Here is a 12,830-nt window from a genome sequence, read left to right as displayed (position 1 = left end):
TAATGGAAGTTGTTTGCAAACACTACACCCCTTTAGAAATAGCAAGCCAAGCGATTAGGACTTGCTGGCAAAGTTTTGAATACAGCGATGATGGGGGTTGTAAGGATAAGGAATTAATTCATAGAGTAGGGAATATCTTTAGGCATTCTTCCACTTTAGAACACCTTTATTACAATTTTGAGATTAAGGGTTTATCTAGGGGGGCGTTACAAGAACTAAGCCGTCATAGAATAGCGAGTTTAAGCGTTAAGTCTAGCCGTTATACTCTAAGAGAACTTAAAGACAAAGAGAGTTTTTTACCCATAAACGAGATTAATCTAGCTAGGGCGAAAGAATTTTTAGTGTTTGTAGATAATGAGAAAGTCAATGAGATGAGCGTTCTAGCTTTAGAAAATTTAAGGGTTTTATTAAGCGAGCATAATATCAAAAACGATTTAGCCAAATACGCCATGCCTGAAAGCTATAAAACGCATTTAGCCTATAGTATTAACGCACGCTCTTTGCAAAATCTATTGGCATTACGAAGTTCTAACAAAGCCTTAAAAGAAATGCAAGACTTAGCGCTAGGCTTATTTAATGCTTTACCTAATGAGCATAAATATTTATTTGTTGATTGTTTAAAACATAAAGAAAATTAAAAGGCGTTTATTTTTGAATAACGCTTTATGATAAAATATTTTAAAAATAATTAAAAACGATTTTGATTTAAAGGGACTTAATTCTCGCTTTAAAGAACTCCAAAAAATGAGGGAAACCTTTTTAGCGTGAAAATTTTAACTCAAACTTTCCAAAAAAGAAAACTCACGCAAAGGTTTTTATCATGTTTTGAGCATGATAAATTGAGTTGGATTTGCCCCTAATCCTTACAGAAAAATTCTCTTTCATTAAGCCCTTTCACCTTTTAAAACGCATTCTAAAACGAACGATTAAATATTTTAAAAGGCAATGTCTTAGTTTTTTATTTTTAATCTTTTGATTATTTAATTTTTAAAAATAAGCTTTAGGATATAATTCAAGTCTAGGGAAGTTAAGCCTAAAGAAGGTGGCAACTTCTCTAGGCGTTTGCTTCTCTAAGTTCAACTTAAAGGAGCAACAATGCTAAACATTGTTATTATAGCACTATTGTGTGCAATTTTAGTAACACCTTGTTATTAAAATTGTGGGGAGTTTTTAAAACTCCCCTTTAATGCAATGTTTTCATTAAATTTTATATTTTTTTAAATCTTTCATAATATTTCTATTTAGCATACAAACGCTAATCAAAGCTTTTTCAAATTCCTTTTTTGATTTTATTTTAATTTCTAAAAAATAAGCTTTAGGATATAATTCAAGTCTAGGGAAGTTAAAAGCCTAAAGAAGGTTAGAACTTCTCTAGGCGGTATTTTCCCTAAATTTAATTTAAGGAGATACCAATGACAAACATTGTTATTATAGCACTATTGTGTGCAATTTTAGTAACACCTTGTTATTAAAATTGTGGGGAGTTTTTAAAACTCCCCTTTAATGCAATGTTTTCATTTAAAATAAGCTTGGATTTAATTCCTTGTATTCTAAGCTTTCTATTAAATCCACACTTTTTTCGCTCACTTCTATGACACTTAAAAGCAAGTTTAAAATGTAATAAGGATTTTGGCTATACAAATTCGCGTTATTTTCAATGTTACTATCCTTATCTATCTTAATAGCGTAGCGTTCCATTATCCATTCTATCGCAGATTTGCCATTGACAATGTAGCGATAGGCTTTTAAAGGAATGTTAGAAAGCGTGATGAAATCATTATAATGAATGATAGATTTATCATAAGTTCTATTTTTACCCTTTTTAAATTGCATTTGTTTGACAATAAGTTTTGTAGGCTCTATTTCTTTTAAAGCGTTCGCATTAAATAAGCCTCCCATTTGCCCCTTAATTTCAATATCCACTTTTTTACTTGGCTCAATATTTTCATAATTGACATGCAAATGCCCTAATTCACGCCCGACATTGACAAAATGCCTAAAATCTAGCATGAAAGGAATGCGGGGTAATTCTTTGCTAAGATTGTTTTTAAACTTCTTTTTGTAGGTTTTGTTGTGTAATAAGGCATAGATATAATAGAAAATATCCTCTTTTGTAATACCCTTATCCTTATAAGCTGTTTGAAACTCCTTTAGTGCGTAGTTAGTTATGCCGTCATTTTTTTCATAATCGCATTCATTAAACAAGGCGTTTTTATCTTTGGGGGTTTTGGTGTAGTAATGCAAAGGATAAACATAAGAGTTTTTAAGCGTTTGTAAATCGCTTATATTATTTGTCATTAAGCAACTAAAACTATCTCCACTACTAGAAATAATTATGGCGTGTGTTTTACTCTCTCTCTCTCTCTCTCTCTCTCGTTGGCGTGCGTGCTATTATTATTAAATGGATAAATTTTATCCATTTGACATTGTTCTTCATTAAGAACAATGTCATAATAAATATGTATTTTTGTAAAGGGGCGTTGCAAGCTTGTGCGAATTTGATTTTCATTAAAATCTAGTTTATAGTCTCTTTCGCACATTTTATAAGCTCTTCTACTCCATGAAATTTTTGTGGGGTCTTTTTCAACTTCTTTTGCACTTTTCCCTAATTGAGAATTATAAAAATCAATGCTTGTTTTGATATTTTTAGCTAAATTTTCCTTACTAAAATTATACGCCCATGTGTCTCTACTTGTTACCACTCCACTACTAAAGGCTTTAAATACGCTTTCTTGTTCGCTAAACTTTTTCTTTTTATCCGTGATGGGCATAAACTTATCAAAAGCAGGGTCTCTTAAATCTAGCCAGTCGTTATGGCTATCTGGGGTTAGATGTTCTAATTTGGCGTTTAAAATATGCTTAGAATGTTCTAACAAACTTAATTTATCTTCAGCGCTCCTATAATCGCCGATATTATGATAAAAAATCTCGCACTTTTCCTTAAAAGTTTCTTTATCTTTGATTAAAAACACGCAACATACCGGTGTCCTAGAGCCACTGCCAAAGACTTTTCCCCCTTCTTGTTTAGATAATTCGCCACTAGTGCGTTGGTTACCCCTTAAATCCATGATGTAAATGGCGTTAAATTCTTTGGCTAAACTTGCCCTTAAGCCATCATCACTATTAGCCCTTAAAAAACTCGCATTGGTTACAAAAGCAATCACGCCTTTTTGTATTTTATCGCTTGCAAATCTTAAAGCGAGTTTGTAGGTGTCGTAATCATTTTTTTGGGCTTTGCTTTCTTTGGTGTAAGTGTCTTGTAAGCGTTTAGTGAGTTTGGGGTAAAAATTGTTTTGGTTGTTATCGTTTGCGTTTTCTTGCTTTCTTGAATAAGGCGGATTGCCTAAAATGACAAAAAGATTTTCTTCGTTTTTAAAGGCTTTGATTTTGGCTTTGTTTTCTTCTAAATAGGGTTCTTTAAAATCTAGGGGTTTGTCTTTGTCATAAGTCTCAAAGGTATCACAAAAGCACACGCCCTTAGGCTCAATAAAACTCCCTAAAAGTTCGTTATACACACTAGCAATGTTTAGATTAGCGATATAGTAGGCTAAAAGCGTGATTTCATTGCCAAAAATATCATGCTCGTATTTATAAGGCAAATTTTCTTTAGAAATCATGCCACTTTGCAAAAGCCGAGTTAAAAAGCTACCGGTGCCTAAAAAGGGGTCAGCGATTTTGACACCCTTTTCATTTAGGCTTGTATTAAAATGCTTTTTGAGTAATGCATTGCTAGAATGAATCATAAAATCCACTATTTCAATAGGAGTATAGACAATGCCTAGTTTTTGGCTCTCTTTTTCAAAGGCTTTAGCAAAAAAGGTGTTATAAAGGTTTTTGATAATGCTTTGCTTTTCTTTATCGCTTTGTGCAAAAGAGGCACTTTCTTTAATGGAAGTGTAAAATTCGTTTAATTCAGTCGTTTCAGCGTCTAGGCTATGCTTAGTAATATCATTATAGAGATTATCCATAGAGGCACACACGGCGTTATTTTGAGAAAAATGCCCTAAAGAATAAAGGCACTCAAAAATAGGCTTAGTAATCACATGTTGGGTGAGTAAATCTAGAGCGTTTTCTAAATTTAGGCTAGAATTGATGTTAATATGCAAGGTTTTTAGAAATTCTTGCATTTTTTCTTCAATGCTAGGGTCAGCTAAAAGGGCTTTTAGGCGTAATTTAATGTTTTTAGCGATATTGGCGACATTAGAGGCAAAAGAGCTCCAGTAGTATCTATCGCCGATTTTATTAGGGGCGATGTTTATGATGTGGTCTTTTAAGCCTTGTAAAAATAAGGATTGTTGGGTAATTTTATTTTTTAAATCCTTGTTTTTGTTGTTTTCATTGTTTGTGTCGTTGTCATCATCGTTGCTATCGTCTTTATTTTTAGGGGGTTTGCCTAAAATGGGTTCAATCTTTTTGTAAAGTTCGCATTCGCTCACTAATCTATTGTCATGGGCTCTTAAGGCGTTTAAAAGTTTCCAAAGGGCTTTAAAATCTTCGTGTTTGTTTAAAGTCTCATCGTAATTTTCTAATTTTTCAAGTTCCATAGTGATAGGTAGGATGATGTAGCCATATTGCTTGTTAGGAGCTTTTCGCATAACCCGCCCCACTGCTTGGACTATTTCTACTAAGCTATCTTTGCTATCAAAGAATATTACACTATCTAGGCTAGGAATATCAATGCCTTCAGTTAAGCATTTAGCGTTAGAAAGAATGTTAATCTCTGCTTTGGGGTTTTTAAGTAAATCTAGTTTTTCGCTCTTTTCTAAGGTGTTCATGTTGCCATCAACATGTTCTAATTCTAAGCTTAGGGTGTCTTTGTCAAAATTATCTAAAATAGTTTTAAAACTAGAAGTGCGTAAAATGGAGTTATCAATACTAGAATGAAACGCAATGCTAGTTTTCATCGGCGTTTTATCTTCGTTAAAGATAGAAGTTTTATGCGTCGTTTTGTCAATTTCTAAAATATTTTGTTTGCTTAGGGCTAAATAAGTGGCGATGATTTTACCGGCAAATTCTAAATCTACTTGTTTTTCTTTTTCCTTACCTTTTTTGTCTGTGTATTTAATTATGGGCGTTTGATTAGTGGAGTTAGTGATAAGATTTTTATCTAAAATAGAAATGATGACTTTATAATCGCATAATAAATCTTGCTTTAAAGCGTTATCAAAATTAAGCTCATAAGCGTTTTTACCAAAAATTTCTTCATTATCCATAGAGTATAAAAATAGCTCTTCTTTTTTGGCTTGTTCTTTGGCTCTTTCTTTAAAAATCTTAGGCGTAGCGCTCATATACAATCTATAATCGCATTTAATTAAATTATCGTTATGGATTTTAGTATAGTGGCTTTGTTCTTTATCTTTTTCATTAAAGCCAGCCGTTCTATGTGCCTCATCACAAATGGCGATTTTAATGTTTCTTTTTAATTCTTTTAAGCAATCCATAATCACTTCAATAGAATGGTAAGTGGAGAAAATAATTAATCTTTCATTTTGGTGTTTTGTGATTTGTTCGCTTAATAAAGTGGGGTTTGTTGTTGGGGGAATGGGGAGTTCGCTTGATTTAGCGTCTTCTATTTCTTTACCTACCTTGCTATCAGAGCATATAACAAAGGCTTTAAAAGGTTTTTGACTTTGTGCGAACGCCTCTTTTAAACTTTGGCTTACTAAAGCGATACTTGGCGCTAAAAAAAGAGCGATTTGTTGTTCTAATAACATAATATCTAATAGTCTAATCGCCGTTAAACTCTTGCCTGTGCCACAAGCCATAATGAGTTTGGTTCTATTAAAATGTTTAAATTCTTCTAAAATGTTATTAATTGCCTCTTTTTGATGTGAGCGTAAGACTTTATGGGGTTTTAATTTAAAAGAATATGTGTTATCGTTGAGTTTGAAACTAGAATAATCTACTTGGCTTTCTTCAAAATCTTTTTTAGAGATTTGAAAAACTCTTGGATTTTGATTTTCTATGATTTTTTCTGCATTAGCACTTAAGCGTGGAGCGATATGCATTAAAAGGCGTTCTTTAAAGATGATTTCGCCATATTTACTATTATGATAGCTTTTAGAACTTGCGGAAATAAAACTATCAATATCGCTTTTGGCAATATCTTTAGTGTAGCATTTGCATTGAATGGCGACAAATTCATTATCAGTTGTTATGGCGATTAAATCAATGCCGATGTCTTTATAATCATTATCTAATAAAAGCTCGTTTCTTAAATAGACTTCTTTAAATTGATTGTAGTAAGTGGGGTCTTTTAAAAGAAATTGCTTACAAAAATATTCAAATTCTGTGCCTCTGTCTTTATCATTTGAGATATTTTGGAGTTGTTCTAAGATGTAATTAAATGAGCTTTTGTATTCAGTATGTGGCATTTTCTACTTCTTTATCTTTATGGAGTTAAAGTTTGCATTTTAGCATGTTAGTTGTAATAAGGGTGGTTTGAATATCAAAGGGTGCTTATGCTACAATCAAGGCTTAAAATTTGCTTGAATTAAGAGAGTTAATTTAATATGGAACAACCAATCACTAAAGAAGGGACTTTAGCCTTAATTGATACTTTTGCGTATTTGTTTAGAAGCTATTATATGAGCGCTAAAACTAAGCCCTTAACTAATGCTAAGGGCTTTCCTACGGGGCTTTTGACCGGGCTTGTGGGCATGGTTAAGAAATTTTATAAAGACAGAAAAAACATGCCCTTTATCGTGTTTGCCCTAGAAAGTCAAACCAAAACTAAAAGGGCTGAAAAACTAGGCGCATACAAACAAAATCGTAAAGACACCCCAGAAGAGATGCTTTTACAAATTCCTATCGCTTTAGAATGGTTGCAAAAAATGGGTTTTACTTGTATAGAAGTGAGTGGGTTTGAAGCTGATGATGTCATAGCTAGTCTAGCCACACTAAGCCCTTATAAAACACGCATTTATTCTAAAGATAAGGATTTTAACCAGCTTTTGAGCGATAAAATTGTGCTTTTTGATGGTAAAACGGAGTTTTTGGCTAAGGATTGTTTTGAAAAATACGGGGTAATGCCAAGTCAATTCACAGATTATCAGGGTATTGTAGGGGATAGTAGCGACAATTACAAAGGGATTAAAGGTATTGGGAGCAAGAATGCTAAAGAATTATTGCAAAAATTAGGGAGTTTAGAAAAGATTTATGGAAATTTAGAGTTAGCTAAAAATTTGCTTAGCCCCAAAATGTATCAAGCTCTTATTGATGATAAAGAGAGTGCGTTTTTGAGCAAAGAATTGGCTACACTAGAGAGAGAATGTATTAAGGAATTTGATTTTTCAAGTTGTGCTTTTCCTAGCGTTAATCCCTTATTAAGAATTACAGATGAATTAAAAGAATATGGTTTTGTCTCTACTTTAAGAGATTTAGAAAATTCCACTTCGCTTTTAAGTTTAGCTATTGATAGTGGCGAAAAAACAGCTAACACTCCAAAAAAATTAAACATGATAGCTTTAGAAAATACCGAGCAATTCAATGCGTTTTTAGAGCGTTTAGAGACACTGCATACTAGAGTTTTTATACGCTTAGTGGTTAATAAAAAGAAAGAAATTCTAGCCCTAGCATTCTTATGCGAAAATCAAGGCTATTTTTTATCCTTAGAAGAAGAGTTGTTTATGCCCTTTTCTTTAGAGTTTTTAAAAAACGCTTTTTCTAAAATATTGAAAAATGCTCACATCATAGGGCATGATTTAAAAACCCTATTAAGCTTTCTAAAAGCAAAATACAAGGTGTCTTTAGAAAGCGTTCAACTTCAAGACACTCAAATTTTAGCGTTTTTGAAAAATTCAGAAAAAGTGAAATTTGATGAAGTTTTAAATGCGTATTTAAAAGAAAATTTAATTACGCATGAAGAGATGAAAGACTTCAACACAAAAAGTAAGGCTGAAAAATTAGAACACATGAGTTTGGAACTAAAAGCCTTAAAACACTTGTGCGAGTATTTTGAAAAGGGGGGGCTAGAAGAGAGTTTGCTCAATTTAGCCAAAGAAATTGAAATGCCCTTTATGAAGGTGCTTCTAGATATGGAATTTCAAGGCTTTAAAATTGATGTGAATTATTTCACGCAATTAGAGCAAGAATTTAAAAATTCATTGAGTGAATTAGAGCGTAAAATTTTAGATTTAATAGGCACAGATTTTAATCTCAACTCCCCTAAACAGCTTGCTGAAGTCTTGTATGAAAAGTTAGAGCTTCCTAAAAATAGAAGCAATTCTACTGATGAAAAAAACTTATTAAAAATCATTGACAAACACCCAAGCATTCCTTTCATTTTAGAATACAGAGAGTTAAACAAGCTCGCTAACACTTATGTAGCCCCTTTATTACGCTTGAAAGATAGGGAAGATAAAATTCATACCACTTTTATCCAAACCGGCACTACTACAGGGCGTTTAAGCTCGCACACGCCAAATTTGCAAAATATTCCGGTGCGTTCTAAAAAAGGGCTACTCATTCGTAAGGGCTTTATTCCTAGTTCCAAAGAGTATTGTTTATTAGGGGTGGATTATTCTCAAATTGAGTTGCGTTTGCTAGCGCATTTTAGCCAGGATAAGGACTTAATGGAGGCGTTTTTAAAAGGGCGAGACATTCATTTAGAAACTTCTAAAGCGTTGTTTGGCGAAAACTTAGCTAAAGATAAACGACATATTGCTAAAAGCATTAATTTTGGGCTTGTATATGGCATGGGGAGCAAGAAATTAAGCGAAACCTTGAATATTTCTGTCAATGAGGCTAAGAGCTATATAGAGGCGTATTTCAAACGATTTCCTAGCATAAAAGATTATTTACAATTCATGCAAGATGAGATTTTAAAGACTTCTAAAGCAACTACTTTGCTTGGGCGTTATAGGGTGTTTGATTTTACTAACGCAAACGATTATGTTAAGGGTAATTATCTAAGAGAGGGCGTGAATGCGATTTTTCAAGGGAGTGCGAGCGATTTATTAAAGCTTGCGATGTTGAAAGTGAGTGAGCGTTTTAAAAATGATTCTTCTGTGAAATTGCTCTTACAAGTGCATGATGAATTGATTTTTGAGATTGAAGAAAAAAACGCCTTAGAGTTAAAACAAGAAATAGAGCATATCCTTAATAACGAAGTCTATTCTTTAAGAGTGCCATTAGAGACAAGCGCCTTTCTAGCCAAGCGTTGGGATAACTTAAAAGGCTAGTATTTTTAATTGATTTTAAGAAAAGATATATTATTATTCCTTTATAAGTAACACTTAATGTGATTTAAACGGATTAAGGTAACAAAAGGAAAAGATAATTCACATGTTGAGAAAAGTAGTATTGTTGGGAGCATTGGCTGGCGTTTTGGCACACGCAGAGAATAGTAGTGCCTTTGTAGGACTTAATTTTCAAGTGAGCATGATACAAAATCAGACTAAAATGGTTAATGAGAATGGCACTCAAAAACCTTTGATGAAATTTCCCCCTTATGCAGGAGCGGGGGTTCAAATTGGTTACAAGCAGTTTTTTGGTAAGAAGAAATGGTTTGGAATGCGTTATTATGGGTTTTTTGATTATAACCATAATCGCTTTGGCGTGATGAAAAAGGGTATTCCGGTTGGAGAGAGTGGTTTCAATTACAATAGCTTTAGTTTTGGTGGCAACACTCTCACAGAAAAAGACTCTTATCAAGGGCAGTATTTTATTAATCTCTTTACTTATGGCGTGGCTCTTGATACGCTGTGGAACTTTGTGAATAAGGACAACATGGTTTTTGGCTTTGTAGTTGGGGTGCAATTAGCTGGAGATAGTTGGGCGAGCAGTATTGGTAAGGAAATTGGCGATTATGCAAAACATCATAGCAATTCTAGCTATAGCCCGGCGAACTTTCAGTTTTTATTCAATTTTGGGATTCGCACCCATATCGCTAAATATAATAGCCTAGAACTAGCTATTAAAGTGCCTACAATCACGCATAAATATTTTTCTCTTGAAAACGAGCAAGGATACACTTTGCAGGCTAATATACGCCGTGTATATGCGCTCCAAATCAATTATATGAGAGATTTTTAATTCCATTTAGATACAATCACACCTAAATGTTGATTAAAGGTGTGAAATGATAGAAAATTTAGATTGGGAAAACTTAGGGTTTAGTTATATCAAAACGGATTTTCGCTTTGTAGCCACTTATAAAAACGGCTCTTGGTCAAAGGGCGAGTTAGTCAGCGAAAATATTTTGCAGCTTAGTGAGGCTTCGCCGGTATTACACTATGGGCAAGCTTGTTTTGAAGGCTTGAAAGCCTATCGCTCTAAAGATAATAAGGCCTTATTATTCCGTCCTTTAGAAAATGCTAAACGCTTGCAAAACTCATGCGAGAGATTGCTTATGCCAAAAGTGAGCGAAGAGTTGTTTTTAAGAGCATGCGTTGAGGTCGTTCAAGCCAATATAAAGTGGCTTGCCCCTTATAAAAGTGGTGCGAGCTTATATTTACGCCCTTTTGTCATAGGCATAGGGGATAATCTAGGGGTAAAGCCTGCTAGTGAATACCTTTTTAGTGTGTTTTGTGTGCCTGTGGGGGCGTATTTTAAGGGGGGTATAGAAAAAGGTGGGGCGAGATTTATTACTACGACTTTTGATAGGGCTGCCCCTAAAGGCACAGGGGGGGTCAAAGTTGGGGGGAATTATGCTGCAAGTTTGTTAGCTCATAAATTAGCTACACAAGAGGGCTATGATGATTGCATTTATTTAGACCCCATAACGCATTCTAAAATTGAAGAAGTAGGGGCGGCTAATTTCTTTGGCATAACACAGAATAATTGTTTTGTAACCCCTCATTCACCTAGCATTTTACCAAGTATTACAAGAAAAAGCTTAATGCTTTTAGCTAAAGAATTTTTAAATTTAGAAGTCAAAGAAAGAGATGTGTTTATTGATGAATTAGGCGATTTTAAAGAGGCTGGTGCGTGCGGAACAGCGGCAGTCATTACGCCTATTAAAGAGATTAGACACAATGAAAAAACTTATTTTTTTGAAACGCCGGGTAAAGTTACTAAACAGCTTTATGATTTGCTCTTGAGTATCCAGCAAGGCGAGCAAAAAGCCTCAAAAGATTGGGTGCTTGAAGTTTGCTAAGCAAAAGGATATGCCAACCCTTTATCAAATGGGCTGGGGGCAAAAGAAATTTATTGTCTCAAATCTTACCTTTACTTCCTAAGGAATTTGAAAATTATTTTGAGCCGTTTTTAGGGGGTGGGGCGTTATTTTTTGAGTTGTTTTCTTTGGGTAGGCTAAAAAATAAGAAAGCGTATTTATTTGATATTAATGTGGAGTTGATTAACACTTATGAAATGGTTAAAAACAATCCTAATGCACTTATTGTGGAATTGCAAAAATTTAAAAAAGAGCATTCTAAAGAATTTTATTATGAAGTGCGTGAGTGGGACAGGGAGAGTGGTTTTAAAGAAATTAACGCTCTCTTAAGGGCAACTCGCTTTATTTATCTCAATAAAACTTGTTTTAATGGTTTGTATAGAGTGAATAAAGAAGGGTTTTTTAATGTGCCTATGGGAGCGTATAAAGACCCTAAAATTTGTGATGTTGAAGTGATTTCAAATAGTTCTTATGCCTTACAAAATGCAACCATTAAACACACTTCTTATGAAGAAGTGTTAAAATTAGCCCATACAAATGATTTAATTTATTTTGATCCGCCTTACTACCCACTTAATGAGACTTCTAGTTTTGCCGCTTATAGTGAAAATGAGTTTTTAGAAAAAGAGCAAAAAGAGCTTTTTAGAGTGTTTGACACTTTGGCTAAAAAACAAGTTAAAGTTTTTTTAAGTAATTCTAATACCCCTTTTATTTTAGATTTGTATCAAGGTTATAAAATAGAGATTCTAAAGGCTAATCGTTGTATTAATAGCAAGGGAAATAAGCGATTTAAGATTGATGAAGTGTTGATACAAGGAATAAATAATGAAACTAGACATAACTTTTAATGATTTTATTAACTCATTATGCGAAAGTATTTTCTCATGGGATTATTTTAGTGATTTTAACAAGGCTAAACAAAATATTAAAACAATAGAAAAAGAGTTAAATTTATTAAATTATTTACTTAATAAATCAAATATTGAACAAGAATTTATTGATTTAATCAAGGAATACCCTAATATAAGAAAAGCTTTGCCCTTATTGATAGCCACAAGATTAGAAAAATTAAAAGAAAGTCCTATTGTTTCTAACCTAAAAACTTTAATTGCAAAAAATTAGGAATATCTTTTCATTAATGATTTGAATGCTAGTATTTTAGATGAATTATTGATATTTTTTAAAGAAAGTGGTCTAAAAAGTATTTTTAAAAATAAAGAAATTAAAAACTTAGTAGATTATTGTTTTGGAATAGAAGTAGGGCTTGATAGTAATGCTAGAAAAAAATAGAACAGGTTTTTTAATGGAAAAAATAGTCTCGCAATTTTTAGAACAATTTTGTAGAGAAAATCCCCATTTTAGCTATATAGAACAAGCCACACAAAAAATATTAAAGAAAATTTTTCTTATGATATTCTTATAGATAAAAATAATCGGCGTTTTGATTTTGCTCTTTTAAATCAAGCTAAACACAAACTCTTTTTAATAGAAGTGAATTATTATAGTAGTGGGGGTTCAAAACTTAAAGCCACAGCTGGAGAGTATCAATATTTAAATGATTTTATCATTAATCAAGGGATAGATTTTATTTGGATAACGGATGGCAAGGGTTGGCTCACGGCTTTAAATCCTTTGCAAGAGACTTTTAATCATAATCAATATTTATTAAATTTAGACATGTTAAGGCAAGGATTTTTAAATAAAATCTTATGAT

Annotated in this window: 7 protein-coding genes and 1 pseudogene; 6 read left to right on the top strand and 2 right to left on the bottom strand. The window is 33.0% G+C overall.

Annotated features, from left to right (window positions below; all coding sequences use genetic code 11):
* Nucleotides 1–2 precede the first annotated feature (2 nt).
* Nucleotides 3–638, top strand: a complete 636-nt coding sequence (gene thyX / locus HCW_RS01285) for an FAD-dependent thymidylate synthase (protein WP_014660422.1) — start codon at nt 3–5, stop codon at nt 636–638.
* An 880-nt stretch (nt 639–1,518) separates the two neighbouring features.
* Here the strand turns inward: thyX and HCW_RS09820 are convergent.
* The gene (locus HCW_RS09820) at nt 1,519–2,298 is read right to left on the bottom strand and encodes a type ISP restriction/modification enzyme (protein ID WP_014660421.1); all 780 of its coding nucleotides are present in this window, start codon (nt 2,296–2,298) and stop codon (nt 1,519–1,521) included.
* Nucleotides 2,299–2,333: 35 nt separating this feature from the next.
* Nucleotides 2,334–6,374 (bottom strand): DEAD/DEAH box helicase family protein, encoded by a 4,041-nt coding sequence (locus tag HCW_RS01275; protein WP_014660420.1) that lies wholly within the window; start codon nt 6,372–6,374, stop codon nt 2,334–2,336.
* A gap of 138 nt (nt 6,375–6,512) precedes the next feature.
* On the opposite strand from HCW_RS01275, the gene polA reads away from it, so the two are divergent.
* The 5 genes and pseudogenes from polA to HCW_RS09645 all read left to right on the top strand — a co-directional run bounded on the left by polA (nt 6,513) and on the right by HCW_RS09645 (nt 12,829).
* The gene (gene polA / locus HCW_RS01270; protein ID WP_014660419.1) at nt 6,513–9,182 is read left to right on the top strand and encodes a DNA polymerase I; all 2,670 of its coding nucleotides are present in this window, start codon (nt 6,513–6,515) and stop codon (nt 9,180–9,182) included.
* A 103-nt stretch (nt 9,183–9,285) separates the two neighbouring features.
* Nucleotides 9,286–10,035 (top strand): outer membrane protein, encoded by a 750-nt coding sequence (locus tag HCW_RS01265; protein WP_014660418.1) that lies wholly within the window; start codon nt 9,286–9,288, stop codon nt 10,033–10,035.
* Between the two features lie 46 nt (nt 10,036–10,081).
* On the top strand, nt 10,082–11,098 hold the full coding sequence (locus HCW_RS01260; RefSeq protein ID WP_014660417.1) for a branched-chain amino acid aminotransferase: 1,017 nt from the start codon (nt 10,082–10,084) through the stop codon (nt 11,096–11,098).
* Entirely contained in the window at nt 11,092–11,964 is an 873-nt protein-coding gene (locus HCW_RS01255) for a DNA adenine methylase (RefSeq protein ID WP_014660416.1), read from the top strand. Before HCW_RS01260 ends, HCW_RS01255 begins: the two co-directional genes overlap by 7 nt.
* Nucleotides 11,942–12,829 (top strand): annotated as a pseudogene (locus tag HCW_RS09645) (type II restriction endonuclease). The gene HCW_RS01255 and the pseudogene HCW_RS09645 overlap by 23 nt, the downstream one beginning before the upstream one ends.
* The last annotated feature ends 1 nt before the right edge of the window (nt 12,830 follow it).

The sequence above is a fragment of the Helicobacter cetorum MIT 00-7128 genome (assembly GCF_000259255.1).
Lineage (GTDB): Bacteria > Campylobacterota > Campylobacteria > Campylobacterales > Helicobacteraceae > Helicobacter > Helicobacter cetorum_B.
This window is presented reverse-complemented; position numbering and strand designations above follow the sequence as displayed.

Coding starts and splice junctions, on each gene's coding strand:
- polA (WP_014660419.1), top strand. CDS start 6,513: ATGGAACAACCAATCACTAAAGAAGGGACTTTAGCCTTAATTGATACT.
- HCW_RS01260 (WP_014660417.1), top strand. CDS start 10,082: ATGATAGAAAATTTAGATTGGGAAAACTTAGGGTTTAGTTATATCAAA.
- HCW_RS01275 (WP_014660420.1), bottom strand. CDS start 6,374: ATGCCACATACTGAATACAAAAGCTCATTTAATTACATCTTAGAACAA.
- HCW_RS01265 (WP_014660418.1), top strand. CDS start 9,286: ATGTTGAGAAAAGTAGTATTGTTGGGAGCATTGGCTGGCGTTTTGGCA.
- thyX (WP_014660422.1), top strand. CDS start 3: ATGGAAGTTGTTTGCAAACACTACACCCCTTTAGAAATAGCAAGCCAA.
- HCW_RS09820 (WP_014660421.1), bottom strand. CDS start 2,298: ATGACAAATAATATAAGCGATTTACAAACGCTTAAAAACTCTTATGTT.